At 41.1% G+C, this 21,221-nt stretch carries 21 protein-coding genes; 14 read left to right on the top strand and 7 right to left on the bottom strand.

Annotated elements, in window-relative coordinates; all coding sequences use genetic code 11:
- Positions 1-70: 70 nt before the first annotated feature.
- Both DTA23_RS20145 and DTA23_RS20140 read left to right on the top strand, forming a co-directional pair.
- On the top strand, positions 71-814 hold the full coding sequence (locus DTA23_RS20145) for a LytR/AlgR family response regulator transcription factor (protein ID WP_112375834.1): 744 nt from the start codon (positions 71-73) through the stop codon (positions 812-814).
- Positions 811-2,730 (top strand): sensor histidine kinase, encoded by a 1,920-nt coding sequence (locus DTA23_RS20140; protein ID WP_112375833.1) that lies wholly within the window; start codon positions 811-813, stop codon positions 2,728-2,730. Before DTA23_RS20145 ends, DTA23_RS20140 begins: the two co-directional genes overlap by 4 nt.
- A gap of 276 nt (positions 2,731-3,006) precedes the next feature.
- On the opposite strand, the gene DTA23_RS20135 is transcribed toward DTA23_RS20140, so the two are convergent.
- The gene (locus DTA23_RS20135; protein ID WP_112376534.1) at positions 3,007-5,475 is read right to left on the bottom strand and encodes a glutaminase family protein; all 2,469 of its coding nucleotides are present in this window, start codon (positions 5,473-5,475) and stop codon (positions 3,007-3,009) included.
- Between the two features lie 272 nt (positions 5,476-5,747).
- Between DTA23_RS20135 and DTA23_RS20130 the strand changes: the two genes are divergently transcribed.
- Entirely contained in the window at positions 5,748-7,568 is a 1,821-nt protein-coding gene (locus DTA23_RS20130; RefSeq protein WP_112375832.1) for a mechanosensitive ion channel family protein, read from the top strand.
- Positions 7,569-7,660: 92 nt separating this feature from the next.
- On the opposite strand, the gene DTA23_RS20125 is transcribed toward DTA23_RS20130, so the two are convergent.
- Positions 7,661-8,155, bottom strand: coding sequence for a GNAT family N-acetyltransferase (locus DTA23_RS20125; RefSeq protein ID WP_146753146.1), 495 nt, complete (start codon positions 8,153-8,155; stop codon positions 7,661-7,663).
- 152 nt (positions 8,156-8,307) lie between these two features.
- On the opposite strand from DTA23_RS20125, the gene DTA23_RS20120 reads away from it, so the two are divergent.
- From DTA23_RS20120 to DTA23_RS20100, 7 genes are all read left to right on the top strand, one after another.
- Positions 8,308-8,943 carry an FMN-binding negative transcriptional regulator gene (locus DTA23_RS20120; protein WP_112375830.1) on the top strand — a complete coding sequence of 212 codons (636 nt, stop codon included), beginning with the start codon at positions 8,308-8,310 and terminating at the stop codon, positions 8,941-8,943.
- Complete coding sequence (locus DTA23_RS29550; protein ID WP_256604443.1) at positions 8,930-9,142, top strand: hypothetical protein; 213 nt, start codon at positions 8,930-8,932, stop codon at positions 9,140-9,142. The genes DTA23_RS20120 and DTA23_RS29550 overlap by 14 nt, the downstream gene beginning before the upstream one ends.
- Positions 9,094-9,474: a GNAT family N-acetyltransferase gene (locus DTA23_RS20115; protein ID WP_256604441.1), complete on the top strand. Its 381-nt coding sequence runs from the start codon at positions 9,094-9,096 to the stop codon at positions 9,472-9,474. The genes DTA23_RS29550 and DTA23_RS20115 overlap by 49 nt, the downstream gene beginning before the upstream one ends.
- Complete coding sequence (locus DTA23_RS29545; protein ID WP_256604439.1) at positions 9,467-9,826, top strand: type III PLP-dependent enzyme domain-containing protein; 360 nt, start codon at positions 9,467-9,469, stop codon at positions 9,824-9,826. Before DTA23_RS20115 ends, DTA23_RS29545 begins: the two co-directional genes overlap by 8 nt.
- Before the next feature lie 4 nt (positions 9,827-9,830).
- Positions 9,831-10,199, top strand: a complete 369-nt coding sequence (locus tag DTA23_RS29540) for an alanine racemase (RefSeq protein ID WP_256604431.1) — start codon at positions 9,831-9,833, stop codon at positions 10,197-10,199.
- An 11-nt stretch (positions 10,200-10,210) separates the two neighbouring features.
- Entirely contained in the window at positions 10,211-10,942 is a 732-nt protein-coding gene (locus tag DTA23_RS20105) for a glutamine amidotransferase-related protein (RefSeq protein WP_112375829.1), read from the top strand.
- A 92-nt stretch (positions 10,943-11,034) separates the two neighbouring features.
- A complete protein-coding gene (locus tag DTA23_RS20100; protein ID WP_218565425.1) occupies positions 11,035-11,361 on the top strand; it encodes a hypothetical protein in 327 nt (108 codons plus the stop codon).
- Positions 11,362-11,504: 143 nt separating this feature from the next.
- Here DTA23_RS20100 and DTA23_RS20095 read toward each other — a convergent pair whose 3' ends face one another.
- From DTA23_RS20095 to DTA23_RS29530, 3 genes are all read right to left on the bottom strand, one after another.
- Positions 11,505-11,795, bottom strand: a complete 291-nt coding sequence (locus DTA23_RS20095; RefSeq protein WP_112376533.1) for a putative quinol monooxygenase — start codon at positions 11,793-11,795, stop codon at positions 11,505-11,507.
- Between the two features lie 80 nt (positions 11,796-11,875).
- The gene (locus tag DTA23_RS29535) at positions 11,876-12,082 is read right to left on the bottom strand and encodes a hypothetical protein (RefSeq protein ID WP_256604428.1); all 207 of its coding nucleotides are present in this window, start codon (positions 12,080-12,082) and stop codon (positions 11,876-11,878) included.
- Between the two features lie 81 nt (positions 12,083-12,163).
- Positions 12,164-12,487 carry an NAD(P)H-dependent oxidoreductase gene (locus DTA23_RS29530; RefSeq protein WP_256604426.1) on the bottom strand — a complete coding sequence of 108 codons (324 nt, stop codon included), beginning with the start codon at positions 12,485-12,487 and terminating at the stop codon, positions 12,164-12,166.
- A gap of 97 nt (positions 12,488-12,584) precedes the next feature.
- Between DTA23_RS29530 and DTA23_RS20085 the strand changes: the two genes are divergently transcribed.
- Positions 12,585-13,481, top strand: a complete 897-nt coding sequence (locus tag DTA23_RS20085; RefSeq protein ID WP_046675049.1) for a LysR family transcriptional regulator — start codon at positions 12,585-12,587, stop codon at positions 13,479-13,481.
- Between the two features lie 44 nt (positions 13,482-13,525).
- On the opposite strand, the gene DTA23_RS20080 is transcribed toward DTA23_RS20085, so the two are convergent.
- Complete coding sequence (locus tag DTA23_RS20080) at positions 13,526-14,221, bottom strand: LytR/AlgR family response regulator transcription factor (RefSeq protein ID WP_046675045.1); 696 nt, start codon at positions 14,219-14,221, stop codon at positions 13,526-13,528.
- Positions 14,222-14,224: 3 nt separating this feature from the next.
- Entirely contained in the window at positions 14,225-15,235 is a 1,011-nt protein-coding gene (locus tag DTA23_RS20075; protein ID WP_112375827.1) for a sensor histidine kinase, read from the bottom strand.
- A 171-nt stretch (positions 15,236-15,406) separates the two neighbouring features.
- On the opposite strand from DTA23_RS20075, the gene DTA23_RS20070 reads away from it, so the two are divergent.
- From DTA23_RS20070 to DTA23_RS20060, 3 genes are read left to right on the top strand one after another with little or no spacing between them, the layout of a single operon-like run.
- Positions 15,407-16,795 carry a TolC family protein gene (locus DTA23_RS20070; RefSeq protein WP_112375826.1) on the top strand — a complete coding sequence of 463 codons (1,389 nt, stop codon included), beginning with the start codon at positions 15,407-15,409 and terminating at the stop codon, positions 16,793-16,795.
- A 10-nt stretch (positions 16,796-16,805) separates the two neighbouring features.
- A complete protein-coding gene (locus tag DTA23_RS20065) occupies positions 16,806-20,096 on the top strand; it encodes an efflux RND transporter permease subunit (RefSeq protein ID WP_112375825.1) in 3,291 nt (1,096 codons plus the stop codon).
- A 21-nt stretch (positions 20,097-20,117) separates the two neighbouring features.
- The gene (locus tag DTA23_RS20060) at positions 20,118-21,215 is read left to right on the top strand and encodes an efflux RND transporter periplasmic adaptor subunit (protein WP_112375824.1); all 1,098 of its coding nucleotides are present in this window, start codon (positions 20,118-20,120) and stop codon (positions 21,213-21,215) included.
- The last annotated feature ends 6 nt before the right edge of the window (positions 21,216-21,221 follow it).

Here is a 21,221-nt window from a genome sequence, read left to right as displayed (position 1 = left end):
AACGAATTGTAAATGGATTCAGTTTCCTTACTTACAATTATTATTTTTATAGGGTATAAAGTATTGATAAATGATCAGAGTAGCCATTATCGAGGATGAACCCGCGGTACGCAAAGAAATCAGCTATTTAATCCAACAGGAAACTGATGTTGAACTTGTTGGCTGGAGTGATACGGTGACAAATGCTGTAAAATTGATTGAAGAGAAACAACCAGACGTTATACTCATGGATATTCAACTCCGTGATGGTACAGCATTTGACATCCTAAAAAAGCTAATCGCTATTCCACAGAATATTATTTTCATTACGGCCTACAATCATTTTGCAATCAAAGCCATCAAATATGGTGCTTTGGATTATCTTTTGAAACCGGTCGATCAAACCGAATTAAACGAGGCATTAGAACGTTACCGGCGTAAAAGCGAAAACAATCCCCAATGGATGCAGCGTTTATCAATGGCGCAGGAAGCTTTACACGCCAGCGAACTTCCCGAAAGCATCGCCTTGTCTTCCATACACCATGTACGTATTGTCCCCGTTCACAACATCGTGTACTGCAAAGGAGACGGTCCCTATACTTTTTTGTTTTTAAATGATGGTACAAAGGAGTTAATTTCTAAACCCCTCAAATATTATGAAGAATTATTGCCACCGCCCTATTTCTTACGCACCCATCAATCTTATCTTGTTAATAGGTCACATATTTCTGGTGTCAATCGTTCCGAGTATATTGTCTTAAAGAACAAAGAGGAAATTCCGATTTCATCACGCAGAAAAAACTCGATCTTAAATCAGCTGTTCCCTGAAAAATGAGCCTATTGAACCGCATTTTCCCTTGGCTGCTACTGTCTTTGTTTTCGATCGCTTGCGCTCGAAAGAATGACGCACTGTCGCCCGATCATGATGCTATTGCCGCAGAGATTAAAACGCTGGAGGACCAAAGATTAAATGCAGCAAATGGGGATTCCATCAAGCTTGCCTGGTTAAAGTTAGACCAGCATGCCACCGTAAAAAAAGACACGGTACTCGCTGCCCGTGTAAAATATTATCTAGCACGACTCTATGCTATGAGTGGCCAGGATTCGGCTCTTTTTTTTGTTCAACAGGCGCTCGAACTCATTGAACCCACCAACGGAAACGCTAAATACAAAGCTCTTATTTACAATGGCATAGGAAATATCCGCAGCATAGAAGCAAAACAACGCGAAGCGGGCTATTATTACAACAAAGCCGCCACGATTGTTTTGTCGGATACCGCATCAGGATTGTCAACCGAAGCGAAATCAGCGATATTACTGTCCGCTGCCCAAAACAACTTGAGCTCCTTTCAGTATAACCTTGCAGAAAAAATGAATCGTTCGGTACTCCCCCTAATTGATTCGCTGCCTGAAGGACACATTAACCGACAACGCGTATTGGTACAAATGATCCAGACGCTGAATACTTTACAGCGGCCAGCAAAAGATATTGCCCCCTTTCTTCATCAACTCGAAGAATTACATGCTAAAAATCCAGACAAATACAACATTAGTTTTCTATATGATTCGAAGATCCAATACTATGAAACGGCTAAAAAACCGGACTCCATTTTACATTATGAGTTGCTAAAAATAGCGATAGATGAACGTTTGCACCAACAAACAGCGTCCTCTATATTGATGAACAATTTATTCGTAGACTACAGTAATGTTGCCGCAATCTATGTTTCATTAAATAAGCCGGCCTTGGGAGAAAAATTCATCCAAAAAGCCAGCAAACTTAAAGCGCAGTTTCCAAAATTAATCTTTCCCAACAACGAAATTACATTTCAAAACAGTCTAGCAGCCGTCTATCGATTGCAAGGAAAAAATAAAGCCGCAATAGACGTATTGAATCATCTTGTGCAATTACAAAGGGGTATTTACCAATCGGAGAATACACAAGCGATCGCAGAAATGAATGCCCTATATCAACTCCAGGCGAAGGATCAATCTATTCGAATACTGAACGAAAATATCAAGATCAATAAACTCCAGCTACAACAAAATCGTTTAGGGCTGATCATATCCTCGCTAGCGGTTATTTTATTGATCATCATACTTTTCTTCCTATATTACAGTTTTCGCCAGCGCCGTTCCATACAAGAGAAAGAAAAGGTCTTGTTGCAGCAGCAGTTGTTGCGCACACAGATGGAACCGCACTTTATTTTCAATACCCTTTCCGCTGTACAGAGTTTCATGCGCCTGGATAAGAAGGAAAATGCTATCAAATATTTAAATCGTTTCAGTCGACTACTACGCAGCAATCTCGAATTAAGCCGTGAAAACCTTGTTCCATTAAATGAGGAACTGGAAACCTTAGAAAACTATTTGATCTTGCAGCAAATGCGTTTTGAAGATGCTTTTCATTACCATATCACACAACCTGAAGATCAAGATTTAAGTGCGGTCATGCTACCACCAATGCTCATACAACCCTATGTTGAAAATGCGATTCTGCATGGCATAAACCTCGAAACGGGCGATGGCAGTATCGACATCCAGTTTACGTTATCTGAAGATATCCTACAGGTGACGATTAAAGATAGTGGTAAAGTCAATCCCGACATTCCTGTAATTACCCATCGTTCACTCTCTGGGACCATCAGTCGTGAACGCATGCAGCTGTTGGGCAAGAAAGCAAGTGTACAGATCACCAAAAACCCAACCGCTGGTACCACAGTCATCCTGCATATACCAGTGACATATTAATGGCAAACAAAGGAATATTTAACGTCCTTTCTAGGTTCTACTGCAGTGAAAATTTCAGAAAAACAATACAGAACTTGCAAGACAACACGTATTTCAACAGAAATCAGAAAAAAGAACCATATTGAGCCAAATTTCGATACCATAAAATACGAGATATTGAAACGCATAACCCTATAAACAAACGGCGAGCAATTCTTTAATTGCCCGCCGTCTAATTAACTAAACACAAACTAAATATTTCATTGTGGACTCCCGTCTCCTACTCATTTTCCTCATTTATTTCTGTTTCATGATATCCGCTAAAAGTTTCATGTAAAAACCTCCAACAACACTACGCGCCTTGAAGTTTTCGCGGATCCCCGTAGTCGAATCATAAAAATCATTTAATGGGACACGGGATTCCGTTTGAATCGCATGATTATAGACTGGTTTTATCAAAGCTTCAAATGCTTCTCTTGATGGAGCAAATGATGCCGTCCAAAGAATCCAGTCATTTTTTGTGTATGCTTTACGGCTATCCAATGGTATGCCGAATCTATTTTGCTTGGTCAGATAATACTTAATTTCTGTATCATACACTTTTTGTGGAAACAGATTCAATCCCAACACTTTGTCCCAGATCAAATTATATTTTTGACTCCAGGTATTTTTATCATCAAATGTCAGTGCATAATGATCACCGGCATCTGCCATTTCCATCCATTTCGGAACCATTTCCTCGGCAATTGCACGGTATTTTTTTGCTATTGCAGTTTCACCAATGGCCTCCGCAAGCTGCGCATAACAAGCAATACCAACGATAGCCTTAACAGATAAATTGGCATTTCGTGCAAGGTGACCGGCAAAATCATCTGTACAGAGCTGCGTTTTAGGGTCAAAACCATCTTTAACGAGATAATCTACCCATGTTGTCAATGTTTTCCAATGCTTCCTGGCATAGTCAGCATTCCCTTGCACTTTTGCGATTGCAGCAGTTAAAATAATCATATTGCCCGATTCCTCCACAGGCATAGGTTCACCATAGGTTTGACCATTGGCCAATGGATACGTACCCAAATCGTGCGCTGCCCAAGGATAGGGATATTTACCGCTCTCACTAAAATAAAATATTCCACTTAACATCCCTTTCAACAACTCCGGATTATAGATCAGATACAATGGCGCTGAAGGATAAGTGACATCGACCGTATTGATGAATCCGCCACTATTATTTTCTTTGGAAAGCCATAATAGTTCGTTTTGTGGACTTTTCACCAAGGTATGTGCTGCAATACTTTGACGATAAGCGAGAACGCTAAGGTGTGCATACTCTTTTCCACCCGATTTTAGCGCATCTGCATACACTGTTTTGTCGAATGCCACGCACTTATCGAGTACCTTACGATACTCATCTGCAGCCAAAGTCAGCTGATTTTCCATCGTTTCTTTACCGGAGTTGTTCCACCATGGTCTCAAATTATTTTTGAAATACTGAATCGCATAAATTTCATCGTACCCAACCTCTACAAAACGTTCCTCCGCTTTCGCCCCCACATTGCCAAATGGAATGACCGTGTTCAGCGCAAGTGATGTCCCCTTAACAGTTCTTACCGATGTCGTTGTTCCCTTTCTAAAGGCGTCTACGGCTCCGCCTCTCGGACTAATAAACTGTTGCGTTTTATCCCGCTTCGGCGCAGCAACATAAAAATACCCCCAGTCTATCCGCATATCATCGGCCCCTTTCTGCAGAATAGGCTGTTCGACCGTTCCCGTCTTTAGTACAGACAATTTTGCCGTCTCATATTTTTCGGCGATCACCTCCTGTGAAGGTTTATACACCGCAATATTTGTGGATGCACTTAGAAAAACTTTAACCGCATGCTGCTTGCCATCGTTTGCTTTGACGTTATACGTGATATAGCTTACCGGTCGAGCAAATAAATTCAGATCATCCATAAGCAAAGGCGACGTAAAGGTTAATTTTAGATCAACCTTACCTGCCTGAAAGTTATAAACCGTACGCGTCGCTGTTATTTCTACATCGTTTTGCACGGCTTCTTCAATCCGTGCCCCACGCTCTTTAAGCCTGTCAACCAAACCAAAATCGAGATAACGACCGCCAGCACTATTCTTCAAATGGATGGCAATATTATTTTGCCCAGCCTTCAAATTCGCCTTGTCAATGGGTATATACTGAAAGTTGTTGGTCCAACCTACTTTTTCGTAAACCTTCTTCCCATTCAAAAATACGTCTATATTATCATCATGATTGAGTTTTAAAAACAACTCATTAATACCCTTCGGATCCGCTACGGAAAACTCGCGTCTCACCCAGATATCGTCCGATTTCCAAAGGGTTTTTACCTGCTTCTCGTCATCACCCATGGGTGCAAGTCCCGATTTCCACGTATCCGTATTATAAGCGGAAGATTCCCAGCCACCTTGAGGTTTTGATTCTGTATACTGTACCGTATAAGATTTATCTTCGGCAGTCGGTAGAATAACCGCATAACTCGGTTCCTCTTTGCCAAGAAAACGATAAATATGACCATCAACATCAATTAAGCCCAACAGCGAATGATCAGCGTCTGTCCAGTGCTTTGTTGTCGATGCATGAAGCTGATCTGTCATTGACCATATACTAAAATTGGGGTTGTGTGTAATCAATGGATAAGCCGGAGCTTTGCGTTCTTGGGCTTGTCCATCTAAAACAGTGGAAACACAGGCTACAATAACACAGAGACCTATCTTCCCAAGTTTGTTCATTGCATAAATAGATTTTTGAAAAGGTTTAATCATATTTTTTAGATAAAATTAGCTATACAGTTTTTCGTATTGAGCATATGCTCAATCGTTTTAACAAAGAAAGTCGGAATAAGTTAAATTCAGCTGTCGCATCGTATCATTTTACCTTCAATTTATATCATATTTGACGATCTGCCGTCTAATCGAGATAATTATTATCTTTGAGAACCTGTCCGATCGTTATGCGCAAAATAACCTAGTAAACATCGGCATTCAATTTTACCAATAACACGATGAGAAGTATTTACGTTTATTTCTTAATGACTATATCTTGTCTATTTTCAACGAGCGCACCGCTTTATGCACAAGAAACAGATTCGGTCAATAAAAAAGAATTGGATCTAAGTTCCCTACTGAACGGAATTAGACAACAGCAAATTAATGATTCTCTTGAACGGGTAAAGCTTCAGCATGAAATTGCCGATCTTAAAAGTCAAAATAGCCCCAAAAAAGAAAATTTAAAACAGCAGCTGAATGAGTTTGACGAAGAAAATAACCTTCGGAAGCAGCAGCTGAAAGTTAAAGTAGACTCCATCAAAAAAAACACAAAAAGATATGCGGTCGCGCCATTTCAGGATACGCTATTCTATATCTATAATAAACTTGGATCATCATTAGCCAAAGACCGCGCTTACAATGTGGTCAGCAGAATCCATAATCTATATGAAGACGATTTTGTGAAAGTAGATTCCTTTAAAATCGAAAACAGCGAAATAAGTGCCGACATCGTTTATAAAGATCTCGTCATAACTTCCGTCACAGAACTCGATGCCCTTCTTGAAGGAAAAAGCAAAGAAGAGATTGCGGCAAACTACCTAAAAAGAATTCAGGATTCAATCAAAACGGAACGTGCTGATAACAGCATTACAAAACTTCTTACCCGTATTGGACTTGTATTTCTCATTCTAGTCGTTTTTTCGATATTGATTCTATTGATAAACAAATTGAAAAAATATGGTACGCGACGTATATTGACAGAAAGAACACAGCGGATCAAAGACATTAAGATCAAAAATTACGTCCTTGTCACCTCCGTACAAAAAACACGGATGTTTATTAATGCCATAAATATCTTACGTTGGGGCTTGATCGTACTCATTGCCTTTATCATGCTGCCGATTGTCTTCAGTGTTTTTCCATTTACACAGAGCTGGGCATCCAATCTCATTGGACTTTTTACAAAGCCCCTGAAGACTGCAGTTTTGGCAATTTGGGATTATATTCCCAATCTGATTACTGTATTTGTCATACTCGTTGTCATGCGGTATGCCGTTCGATTCATAAAGTATATTTTTAGCGAAATTGACAAAGGCAAATTAGAGGTCAATGGTTTTCATCGCGATTTTGCCATGCCAACCTTTACTATTGTTCGCTTTCTGCTCCAAGCCTTCACGCTGGTGCTCATATTCCCTTACTTACCCGGCGCAAATTCAGATATCTTTAAAGGAATATCCGTATTTATTGGTGTCCTGTTCTCTTTAGGGTCATCTTCCGCGATTTCCAATATCATAGCGGGGCTTGTGATCACCTATATGCGTCCTTTCCGTATCGGAGACCGTATCACTATCGCCGACAAAACGGGCGTTGTTATCGAAAAATCCCCCCTGGTAACCAGGCTCCGAACGATAAAAAATGAAGAAATTACCATTCCCAATTCCTCGGTACTTTCGGGAAATACCGTCAATTATTCGACATTCTCTGAGGAAGGAATCTGTTTTCAGGTGGAATTGACAGTCGGTTATGAAGAACCTTGGCAACGTATACACGAATTACTACTGAACATACCGCCGCGAATAAAAAGAGTCAACCTTAATCCTGCCCCATTCGTCTTGCAAAAAAAATTAGACGACTTTTATGTTTTATATGAACTGAATGTCTACATCGCTAGATCCGCGGAAATTGAACTGGCAAAATCTGAAATTTTTCAGTTGATACTCGATGATTTTTTAGCGGCAGGAATTGAAATGAATGGTCCACACCTATTTGCCAAGGTTGATCATGTCCAGCAATATAATCCAAAAGCACCCAACAATTCGCACGAAAACGAACTTTAAAGCTTGTTTCCATGCGTTGTATTTTATAGATCAATTGCTGCGTTCAGACCGGACTGAACGCAGTAATTGATCAACAGCAGGAAGCAGGTTAACTAAAGATTCAAAACATAGATCAGCTCTTCTGCTTTGACCCCATCAGGCCAAACGACATCCCTTGAATGTGTATACGCAAAGTTAAACGATTGATTTGCAGCTCTCGAGGCTTCGTTACCAACCCGATGAGATACCGTAATCCGGAGGCAGCCTTGTTCACGTGCCCATGTTATACGCGCTTCATAAAACAAGCGGGATAAACCCCGGCCTCTATGGCCTTCCTGAATGAAAGACGCGATCAAAATCGCATTTGATTCATCCGCCCGATCCAACACGACACCGGTCAGCCCAATCAATAAATCTTGGTTATACAAACCGAATATCGCACACTTGGGATTGCCCAGTAAGGCCATCCACTCGGCATCACTATAAGCCGCTTCCTTTTGATAATTGCTACCGAACACCTCAGGAGCAGAAGATAAGGCCTCCAGTCTTATCTTTTTGTATTGCTGCCATTCTCCTATTTCTAAACGTCTTAGCTCATATTTCTCCAATTTTGGCGTCTTTTTTTGCTTATCTTTTAACGTAAATATACTTAAGCAAGCGCAATAAATGAACACTGGACCAGCTACATTATTCAATTTGGACTAGCTCATTTGCACCCATTGGCCGTAATTTTGAATTAAATCAAGAAATAGCTATTTGCATGTATGTACCCAAACATTTCCAGTTCGAAGATTACGCAGAAAAGGTTGAATTTATGCAACAATATAGTTTTGCCACCATCGTATCGGTTAAAGAGGGGATTCCAATAGCAACCCAGCTCCCCTTCCACATCCGTACAGATAAAGATCAGCTGCTTTTAACATCACACTTCGCTCGCGCAAACGAACAAGCCAATTATATCGAAAATACACCGTCATTAGTTATTTTCTCCGAACCACATGCCTATATCTCGCCACAACACTACGAAAAGAGGGAAAGCGTGCCAACCTGGGACTACATTGCGGTTCATGCCTATGGTCTTGCATCTATCCTTACGGAGGAAAAAGCAATAAACAAGGCTTTAGAGCAAATGATCCTCAGTTACGACGAAGCTTATCTAACACAATGGAACAATCTCTCCGATCGCTTCAAAAGTGGCATGATGCGAGGTATCATCACCTTCGAACTTGTCGTTACGGATTTACAGGGCCAAAAAAAATTAAGTCAAAATAAAAGTGAAACAGAAAGACAGCGTATCCGCGATTTTCTGAAAAATAGCGACAATGAGCTCGAAAGAAATATTGCCGCAGCAATGAAAAATGGATCAATAAGTAATGAAAAAAATGAACAAAAATAACACCGAAATAGCAATCACTAAAGTAAAACTAACAGATATTGACCTGCTACAGCAGATTGGAAAAGAAACATTTATCCAGACCTTTTCAGACACAAACACCGAAGAGAACATGAAGACTTATCTAACGGAAGGTTTTTCAAGAGAAAATTATTGGCCGAGCTCTGCCATGATGAGTCTGAATTTTACTTCGCCGTTTTAGAAAATAATGTTATCGGTTACTTAAAAATAAATACCGGACAAGCGCAGACCGAAAACCAAAGCCTACAGGCATTGGAAATTGAACGCATCTATGTTCTACAGGAATTTCACGGTAGAAAAGTGGGGCAGCTATTGTTCGAGAAAGCACTAGCCTTAGCTCAAAAAAAAGCAGTTTCATTTATCTGGCTTGGTGTTTGGGAAAAAAATTCCCGCGCGATCAATTTCTATCGGAAAAATGGGTTTGTGGCATTCGACAAGCATATATTTCAACTGGGCGACGATAAGCAAATCGATATTATGATGAAAAAAACAATACAACTGCAACATGGATGAGTTTATTACAGAGAATATACGCATTATACAACAGCGTATCGACAAAGCGTGCAAAGCAAACCAGCGCGACCCACGCGAAGTAAAATTATTGCTAGCGACTAAAACCGTACCTGCCGAACGTATCGAAATCGCACTGCAAACTGGTCAAACCTTAATTGCCGAAAATAAAGTACAGGAATTAAAAGACAAATTTGAGTATTTAAATACTATTCCGCATGTTAATCATTTTATTGGCCACCTGCAAACCAATAAAATCAAGGATCTGCTTAAATACAACGTATCCTGCATCCATTCAATCGATCGTATAGATCTTGCCGAAAAAATTGCATCAACGACTTTTAAAAGAAGATAAAACCATGGAAGTGCTCATTCAGGTGAATACTTCCTTTGAAGAGAGCAAGTACGGCGCTGCTCCAGATGAAGTGATCGATCTGGTTCAGCAAATAGCAACGTTAAACACACTAAAGATTAAAGGATTGATGACGATAGGTCTATTGAGTGCCGAGGCCGAACAGGTGCGAGCCTGTTTCAAATTGCTTAGACATATTCAACAACAAATTATAGCCCTAGCTATTCCTGATGTATCGATGAAAGAACTGTCGATGGGCATGAGCGGGGATTTAGAAATAGCGATAGCGGAAGGTGCGACGATTGTCAGGGTAGGAACGGCAATTTTTGGACAGCGTCCTACTCCAGATAGTTATTACTGGAACGAAAACCGATAACATAAAAACCAATGCGGATACATTTTATACAACACGAAGTTTTTGAAGCACCTGGAGCCTATTTAGCCTGGGCAGAAAAACAACAGCATGAGGTCACCTTTTCCCAGGTCTACCGACAGGACCTTCTGCCAGACGAAATTGATTCCGTCGATGTATTGATCATTATGGGCGGACCGCAAAGCCCAGATTCATCCCCTTCCGAATACCCTTATTTTGACGCTAAGGCCGAAATCGCCTTTATCCGCCGATGTATTGATGCAGGCAAGGCAGTTGTTGGTATATTCCTGGGCGCACAACTGATTGGCGAAGCGCTATTGGCAAAGTATGAACATAGTCCACAAAAAGAAATTGGGGTTTTCCCCATCACGCTTACAGCGGCAGGAATAAACGACTCCAAAATAGCGCATTTCGGCAGCCCGTTATCGGTTGGACATTGGCACAACGATATGCCTGGACTTACCCCTGAAAGTGAAATCTTAGCAAGTAGCGCCGGCTGCCCTAGGCAAATTGTGCGTTATACAAATCTCGTTTACGGATTTCAATGCCATATGGAACTCACGGCTGAAGTCGTCCGGCTATTGATAGCTTCAGAAGAAGATCTCCTTCTCCAAAGCCAATTGCACCAATTTGTGCAATTACCCGACGTAATTCAGGCTTATGATTACAACGAAATGAACAATAAACTTCATAAATTTTTAGATTTACTTGAATGTGCATACAGGAGAAGTCTGGTCAATAAATGAGCATAACTGTTTAAATGAGGCCATAAAAATTCATACAGGTAATTCATTAGTTGGATAAAAAATCGTAGATTTGATATTAACACAAAGAACTATTGATGGACCTAAGACGCAGTAAACTTCAAAAAATGGGCTATGTCGCCCTTCTGGCATTTCTCCTGTACAGCTGTGTTTCCCAAAAAGAAAACAAAAAACTGACCTGGTATCAACATCAGATTATCGAGCAGCTTGTTCCGGAAACTGATTCCAGTTACAGAGTGCAAATTGGTATCATGGCTGCTACCTTCTGGCTAGATAATCAAGATGGTCAGCTGACCAAAAAATTGAATCTCCTGCAACAGAGCTACACGCAACGAAATAAAGTCGACGTCGCTGTTCAGCAAGGTACCAACAAAATCATTCGCGTCACCAAATCAGAATAGAGCACGCTCTATCTAGGCAACACAAATGATTTTGGCACCACCAATACTTCAATTATAGTTCATATCCTAGGCCCACACAAATCATCCACTACACATGTTGTTTGCTATCTTCTCAATAAGGTCCGGACAGACCACATGGTAAATTAAGCAATCTTATTCATTGCTATAATTTGAGGCGTTTCCTGTAATTTTTCACCAGCCACTTTTCCAAATGCCACAATATAAGGTTGTTGATTATGCGCATCCAAGCCCGCTTGATCTTCCCAGATTTCATAAAATATAAATTGATTTTCATCACTGTTTACCTGGTGCAGATCATACTGTATACACACTTCTTCTTTCCTACTTGCCTCGACCATTTCTAACAATAATGCCAATACTTCTTCCCGATGTGCAGGAACTGCTTTTAAAATTGCGGTTAAATATACCTTCATGTTATTGATTTTATTTTGGTAATTTACTCTTTTCATCGCAATAACGCCATGGATAAAGCGATTTATCGATCAATAAATTTTTAGTTCAACGTAGTTTCCAAATGGAAGACCTCTTCCAAATATTGTTTATATTCCTTTTCGTAATTGTCGACACGTTCTTGAGATGCCCCCTTTTCCATATCATGAAAATGGAAACTTCCCAGGTGTTCCAATCCTGCAAACTGATTCATCTTATGAAAACCGAATAAAACACCGGCATCAAACTGAATGCTGATCAAAAAACTCATTTTCCATTGTAAATGCTGTCTCAGGGGCATTCCAGCTCGAAGTCACCATGTATTTTTTACCTTGCATCAAACCCCGGTGCCTTAATTAATTGCCGGATTCTTACGCGATCGACCATCACTCTTATAGATACCGTTGTTGTGGCCGGCCGTAAAGACTTCATCGATATAAAGTTTCAGACGATTCGGAACCTGGAACCACCATACAGGAAAATGGTAAACGATAATGTCTGCCCATTTAAAATTTTCAACTTCAACCATTGGATCAAAATCATCATTGATATTGGTAACCCTTGTTTCAAATCCATTTTCAGCCAATGTTTCAACGGTCCAATTTGTTATCGTAGTATTAAAAGAACCTCCCGAGTGTGCGAATTTCTGTCCGCCATTGATAATAAATATTTTCATCTCTATAATTTTTATTATTGATAATACAAATTTCTATCATATTTTTGAATCATACAAATAATTTAAATTGTATATTTGTATCATAAAAATAATAACTATGAAATGGAACTTAGAATGGCTTCGTACATTTAAGGCAATCTATGAAACCGGAACATTATCTGCAGCTGCACAGGAATTATTTATTTCTCAGCCGGGGGTAAGCTTACATCTGAATTCCCTGGAAGCATTTACGGGGCACAAGCTTTTTGATCGCTCTGCGCGAAGAATGGTGCCGACCGAAAAGGGGAAAATCTTGTATAACTATGTTATTGATCCGCTTAAAAAACTAGAAACCGGTGAACAGCATTTTCACAAACGGGCATTGGACGAACGTATAACGATCAGTATCGGAATGTGTTTTGAGACCTTTCAGTACACCCTCGAAGAACATATTGCCCAGCTCCCCTTCAATTTAATTATCAAATTTGGAGAATATCCGCAGATGCAACAGGATCTTGATAATGGTTTATTGGATCTTATTATTACGCCTCAAAAAGGAAACCAACAGAATCTACAGTATGAAGCTTTTTCAAAAGAACGTATTGTCTTGATTGCAGGGTGTCAGACGGATACATCCACACTGGAAGCACTGCTGAGTGCCAATAAAATTAAAGAAGCAGCTCAACTCCTTAAAAAACAATTATGGTATAGCACGGCTGCCGATATGGATCATTTAAAAAACTACTGGTCAACACACTTTGGCGAACATCCAGACTTTAGCCCCAATTATATTGTTCCCAATATTAGCTCCATCATACGCTGTTTGAGCAACAATACAGGCTTTTCGATTGTTCCTGACTTCCTATGTGCTGAAGCAATTGCATCCGGGAAAATAAAACTAATCTGGGAAGGGACATCGCCTGTCGAAAATATCCTTTACTTCGGAACTAGAAAGAAAACCATGTATCAGGAAGAAATTGGGCAGTTGGAAACGCTGTTAAAAGAGAAATGGTAGTCACCTGACTCGCTCATAGCAACAAGACCTCCATTCGCTCAGACCTATTTATTGGCTAGCCGCTCCTGTAACTCTCGACGGAAAGTAATACCGACCGGAAGGGAGGTATTATTGATCTGTACCATTCCATGCTCATATTTGATCACCTTATTGATCGAAGCAATGTAGGATTTGTGGATACGGACAAACTTTGATGCTGGCACCTGTGTGAGAATTTGTTGGGTGGTGCTTGCTGTTAAAAAAGTTTGTCCCGGGGTAACAATTTTTACGTAATTGCCAAAGCTCTGAATAAAATCAATCTGCGATAATTTAACCTCAATAATACGACCATCCATGCGTATACTAATCGATTTGGGTTCTTCTTCCTGGGGTGACAGGACCGTATTATACGACAAAAAACGTTGAACAGCCTTAAAAAAACGGGGGAATGAAATAGGTTTTAATAAATAATCGACAACGCCATAGTCATAACTCTCCAATGCGTATTCGGAATAGGCTGTTGTCAAAATCGTTTTGGGTGGATTATCCAGCATCTTCAAAAACTCCATCCCATTAATTTCGGGCATTTCAATATCCAGGAAGATTAAATCTACTTTGTTCTCCCGAAGAAACTCCAATGCCTCAAAAGCATTATAACATTGAGCAACCAACTGTAGATCAGTACTTCTTTCAATATAATTGACCAGGACATAATGCGCGGCAGGTTCATCATCAACCACGATACAGCTTTTTTTATTCATTGTTTAAAGATTGATAACCAATGACACCTCGTACTCTTCTTTCTTGGAATTTGTCGTTAGTTTATACCGATTAGGATACAAAAGCTTCAATCGAGCCACTGTATTTTCCAAACCTATTTTTGCTGAAAACACATTCCTTTTCTTGACCGGAACAGAATTTCGGACATGCAAATATAAGTTCCCTTTTTCAATCTTGATTGAAATATGTACAAAACAATCTTCAATACTGCAGGTTCCGTGTTTAAAAGCATTTTCCACAAAAGTAATCAATAACATTGGCGCTATCTGATAATTGATATCTTCCTCTTTTTGATAGTCAAATTCAATTTTCGTTCGATAGCCTAACCGCTCGCGTTCCAGTTCAATATAACTTGAAATAAAATCAATTTCATCATCCATAGGCACATACTCCCGTTCACTGCTCTCCATTTGATAACGAAGCAGCTGAGACACTTTGATGATCAATTCAGAAGTACGTTCCGGATACTTTAGATTAATACCATAAATGGTATTTAACGTGTTGAATAGAAAATGTGGGTTGAGCTGCTTTTTTAAATGCGACAGTTGCGTTTGATTGGAAAGCAGTTCGCGTCTGGTCTTCACCCGTTGAAAGCGGTAAAATTCGATAAATTGGATACTGCCCAATATGCAGATCAACGAGCCCAATAATACACCAAATTGATAATGGAATGTTTTCTGAACCAGATTCTTGTAGAGAAAACAATTCTTGTAAATGACGTTATCCGTCAGCTCTTTTAATATCAGTGCAAAAATCAGCAGCGTTGCCACCGAAGCCAGAATATACAACAGGGGTTTATTCTTTTTAAGCAGTAATGGCAATAGAAAAAAGCGATTTAGTTGCGCATGCGCATAAAGGATCAGGAAATAGAGCACCCCCATCAAAAATCCCTTCCAACTCAGGATCAAAATCCAGTCGTTCAACGTAAAGAGGATAAACGAAAAGATCAATAGGACGACTTCCTGTATCATCTTGTTCTCCAAAACCTTTCTCATAATCCTTTTTTTTGTTAAAATTCTGTTACAAAGTAAGAGTTTTAAATTTATAACAGCAGAAAAATAAATGACGAATTAAATTGGTCACTTTTAAACACGATAGATCATTTAAAAGGGGCCTTACAGGCTAGCTCATCGCTATCTTCGTGTCCATAAAATGATAGATAACCTATGCTGAAATTGAATTTAGTGCTGTCATTGGCTGTGTCACTTGCGACATCCTCCTCCTTCGCTCAGACGCTTACACTGCGCGACGCCGTAGAACAGGGGCTTGCAAATTATGGAAATATCAAGGCAAAGGAATATTATCTCCAGTCTTCCCTGCAGACCAATGAACAAGTCAAACGCGACTTTTGGCCCAATCTGAACATCGTAGCGCAACAGGACTTTGGAACAGTCAATGGACAAAATGGTCCACTGTATGGATTCGGCGGACTAGGGGTAGCTTCTTCAGGAGCCGCTCTTCCCGAACAAAATTGGAATGCCGCATTTGGTGCGCTTTACTTAGCCAACGTCAATTGGGACATTTATACCTTTGGACGAAAAAAAGAACGGATCGAATTGGCCAAATCTGATACCAAACGACTACAGGCCGATCTCGGTCAGGAACAGTTCCAGCATAAAGTCAAGATTGCTGCGGCTTACCTCAATTTATTGGCTAGTCAACGATTGGAAAAAAATCAACAGATGAATCTGGATCGTGCACTGGTATTTTTAAATATTGCTGCCACCAAAGTAAAAAATGGAATATTGCCCGGAGTAGATTCTACACTTGCTTCAGCGGAAGTATCGCGCGCTAAAATCAGCCTCAATCAGGCCCGTGAAAATGTTAAGGAGCAAAACAACAAATTGACAGTATTGATGGGAATACCAGCAAAAGACCTGCAAATAGATACCTTGCTCGTCCAGAAAACACCAGTACAGCTAACTCCCCTTTCAGACAACTTGATTGAAAGTAATCCTATTCTGCAATTTTATAAAAGTAAAATTGAATTGGGTGAACAACAATTAAAACTATCAACCAAAGAATATTTTCCCACTGTAAGCGCCTTTGGTGTTTTTCAGACAAGAGGATCAGGTTTTAAGAGCGACTACATTACGGATCTACAAGCTTATAGCACAAATTATTGGCAAGGCGTTCGTCCCAGTAGGCAAAATTATCTCTTGGGATTGGGCATAAACTGGAATCTGACTTCGATTGCACGCATAAATAAAAAAATCAGTGCACAGCGCTTTACGAATGATGCCCTAAGAGAAGAATACCAAACCGCCGAAGCCCAATTGGCAGCACAGCTGGATGCTGCTGATGTTAAAATTCAATTGGCCCGAAAAAGTGATTTAGAAGCTCCCCGACAAGTGTCGGCAGCCCAGCAAGCTTACAATCAAAAAATGACGATGTATAAAAACGGTCTAGCTACGCTTGTCGATGTTACACAGACCCTTTACACACTAAATAGAGCCGAAACCGATCGTGAGATCGTCCACATCAATCTTTGGCAGTCGCTTTTATTAAAAGCCGCTGCTGCGGGAGATTTTGATATTTTCAACAAAGAACTATAAATAACATTACATGAATTTAATACGTTTTGCCTTACGCAAGCCGATATCCATCCTCGTACTCGTATTGGGACTTATTGTCTTTGGCATAGGTGCCGTTCGATCAATCAAGGTGGATATCCTGCCAAAAATGAACCTTCCGGTTATTTATATCGCCCATCCATTTGGTGGCTATTCGCCGGATCAAATGGAATCTTATTTTGCTAAAAACTACGTTAATATCCTTCTTTTTGCCAATGGGGTCAAATCTATTGAGACCAAGAATATTCAGGGTCTGACCTTAATGAAAGTATCGTATTACGAAGACACCAACATGGCACAGGCTGCGGCCGAGCTAAGTGCCCTGGCCAATCGGATCCAGGCCTCCTTTCCTCCAGGCTCACAACCGCCGTTCATCATTCGCTTTGATGCCTCGTCGCTTCCTGTAGGTCAACTGGTATTGAGCAGTAGCAAACGATCCAATAATGAACTGCAAGATCTGGCCAACGTCTATGTCAGGGCATCATTTACATCAATCCCCGGCTTATTGTCCCCACCTCCTTTTGGGGGAAGTCCACGCACAATTGAGGTCAACGTTGATCCGGATTTAATGCGCAGCCACAATATGACACCCGACCAAGTCGTAGAAGCGCTACGACTGAACAATCAAACTGCCCCGGCAGGAAACGTACGCATTCAGGATAAAAACTACATTACGCCGACCAATAATACCATTAAAGAGGTCAAAGATTTTGAAAAAATCCCGCTATTTAAAGGTGGTATACAAAATCTTTACCTTGGAGATATCGCTACGGTAAAGGACGGAGCTGATGTTACTGCAGGCTACGCCTTGGTCAACGGCAAGCGCTCCGTATACGTCAGTATTGCCAAAGCTGGCGACGCCTCCACATGGGAAGTCGTCCAGAACTTAAAAGCAGCTTTACCAAAAATTCAGGAGAATTTGCCCGACGACGTCAAGTTATCGTATGAATTTGATCAATCCGTTTATGTCATCAATTCGGTAAAGAGTTTGATTACCGAAGGTGCCATCGGAGCTATCCTGACCGGACTTATGGTGCTCCTATTTTTAGGTGATCGAAGAGCCGCGCTGATCGTTATCCTGACCATACCGATATCCGTGATATCCGGAGTGCTCTTTCTGAAACTCTTCGGGCAGACCATCAACCTCATGTCCCTCAGCGGACTAGCCCTGGCTATTGGTATCTTGGTCGACGAAAGTACGGTAACGATCGAGAATATACACCAGCATCTGGATATGGGTAAACCCAAAGCCTTGGCTATCTGGGATGCCTGTAAGGAGATCGCCTTACCAAAATTATTGATCCTGCTCTGTATATTAGCCGTATTTGCACCTGCATTTACCATGACGGGAATTCCGGGCTCGCTATTTCTTCCCTTGGCCCTGTCCATTGGATTTTCGATGATCGTATCCTTTCTTCTTTCGCAGACATTCGTTCCCATCATGGCAAACTGGTTTATGAAAGATCATGCCCATAAGGCTCCACATGCGACCAAATCCGAGGGTTTAAATGCAGATGAAGCCCAGTTTGCAGCATCTGGACTGACCGTAGAATCCGAACAGGATACCTTGAATCAGAAGAAACTATTGGTGGAACGTGACGACTTTAACAACGATGGAAAGATCAGTATTTTTGAACGGTTCAGAAACAGATTCATGAAAATGATCGATCGCTTGTTCAAAAGAAAGAAAACCATTACGGTGATCTATCTGCTTGGAGCGCTAAGTCTTGTTGTCATTTTACTTTCCACGATAGGCCAGGATGTATTTCCGAAAGTCAACTCCAGCCAGTTTCAAATGCGCCTTCGTGCCGCTGAAGGTACACGTATCGAACGCACCGAAGAAAAAGCAAAACTGGCGCTGGCCGAACTGGAAAAACTGGTTGGCAAAGAACATATCAGCATATCTTCTGTCTATATCGGTCAGCACCCCGGGCAGTTTTCAGTATCGCCGATCTATCTTTTCATGGCCGGTCCACATGAAGCTGTTTTCCAAATAGCACTGAAAGACTACCATCATGATATGGACAGTTTCCGTGATGAATACCGAAAACGCCTGAAAGCAGCAGTTCCCGATGTACAGGTATCCTTTGAACCGATCGAACTTACGGATAAAGTATTAAGCCAGGGGTCGCCTACCCCTATTGAAGTTCGGATAGCAGGAAAAAACAAAAAGAACAACGAGAAGTACGCCGGAAAATTGATCGAGGAACTAAAAGCCATCCCTTACTTTAGAGATGTACAATTAGCACAATCCATTAAATATCCTTCGTACGATATTAAAATAGATCGCATTAGAGCTGCACAATTGGGTATCGATCTCAGCGAAGTGACACGATCGCTTATCGCGTCCACCTCATCTTCGCGTTATACCGAAAAAAACACCTGGATCGATGAAAAAGCAGGACTCTCGTATAATGTCCAAGTTCAGGTTCCCATCGATAAAATGAAAGATGAGAAAGAAATCGGTGAAATCCCTTTATTGAAAAATTCGGCGCGACCAATACTGAGCGACGTTGCAACCATCACACCGTCCTTCACTTATGGAGAAAATGACAATTTGGGCGCGATGCCCTATGTATCAGTTACAGCAAATATTGATCATACCGATTTGAAAACAGCCTCCAAAGATGTAAAACGTAGTATCAAAGCCCTTGGTGAACTCCCGCGTGGATTATCCATGGAGCAAATAGGCCTCGGAAAAGTATTGGAAGAAACCATGAGCAGCCTTGAATCTGGTTTGGCTGTTGCCATTATCGTTATATTCCTGATGCTATCAGCCAATTTCCAATCGTTCAAAGTTTCTATGGTTGTACTCACCACAGTTCCTGCGGTGGTGCTGGGGTCATTACTTCTATTGTTGTTAACCGGATCTACCCTCAACTTACAATCCTACATGGGGATTATCATGTCGGTGGGTGTATCCATTGCGAACGCTGTTCTACTCATCACCAATGCCGAACATATCCGTCGGCATCATGGAGATGCGCTGGCTGCAGCTCGTGAGGCAGCATCCTTACGGCTTAGACCCATTATCATGACCAGTTTAGCCATGATTGTAGGCATGCTCCCTATGGCCATTGGCCATGGCGAAGGTGGTGAACAAGTTTCACCACTCGGTAGAGCCGTCATTGGCGGATTACTATTTTCGACATTTGCCGTACTCGTCATCTTACCGCTCATATTTGCTTGGGCGCAAGAAAAAAGCAGTACACAATCGATCTCATTAGATCCTGAAGACAAAGGAAGTAAACACTATATTGCCGCATTAAAACCTTTATCGTAAAAGCAGTATAATCTATAAAATATGAAAAATAATTTGTTCAAAATATTATCTATCGCCGGCCTGATCGCATCCTTAGCAGGATGCCATTCGGCAGCCGAGGAAAATGTCAAAAAAGAAAGTCCCGAAGCTGCAGCTCCGGCGATGGAGACATTTGTACCTTCCAAACAGAAATTAACCAATAAAATGCAGATCCCTGGGGAAATCACGGGATTCCAGCAGGTCGAAATTTACGCCAAGGTCAGCAGCTATGTCAAAAGCCTCAATGTGGACATCGGCAGTAAAGTGCATGCAGGCCAGTTGTTGGCTGTCTTGGAAGCTCCCGAATTGAGTTCACAGCTATCTGCTGCAAAATCGCGGCTCAAATCGCAAGAAGCAGTTTATATGGCTACAAAGAGCACTTACGATAGACTCTTCGAAACCAGCAAGGTGGAAGGAACTGTGGCTAGACTCGATCTTGAGGTTGCTGAGTCAAAAAAGAATGCTGATTTTGCCCAGTACCAAGCCGCTAAATCAGCCTATGCAGAAGTACAAAACCTCTTGAATTATTTGGAAATCAGAGCACCCTTCGACGGTGTCATCGCAACAAGAAATGTCAATCAAGGCGCCTATGTTGGTCCAGCTGGCCGTGGTTCGGAAATGCCCATCATGACCATTCAACAACAACGTAAACTCCGGTTAGCCGTTGCTGTTCCGGAACAATATTCGGGTTTTCTAGCTGAAAACCAGCCCTTGCAATTTACCGTCAAATCATTGCCTGGACAAACCTTCTCCGGTAAGATTGCACGTAAATCGGGTGCCTTGGACAGTAGATTAAGATCCGAACGGGTAGAAATTGATATTAACAATATCGACAACAAGCTATTGCCCGGCATGGTCGCAGAGGTCGAATTACCTTTAACATCGCAAGACAGTACTTTCGTTGTGCCAAAATCAGCGGTATTTACTTCGGGCGAAGGAAGCTTTGTGATTGCTGTCGTTGCTGGCAAAACCCAACGCATCCCCGTACAGAAAGGGCGTAGCATCGATGGTCAGATTGAAATATTTGGCGACGTAAAACAAGATACTAAATTGGTCAGCAAAGCGGATGAAGAGATTATAGACGGGACCTCAGTCAACTAGGATCGC

The organism is Sphingobacterium multivorum (assembly GCF_900457465.1).
Taxonomy (GTDB): Bacteria; Bacteroidota; Bacteroidia; order Sphingobacteriales; family Sphingobacteriaceae; genus Sphingobacterium; species Sphingobacterium multivorum.
The sequence above is the reverse complement of the archived record's forward strand: the minus strand, read 5'-3'. Positions and strand labels throughout refer to the sequence as shown.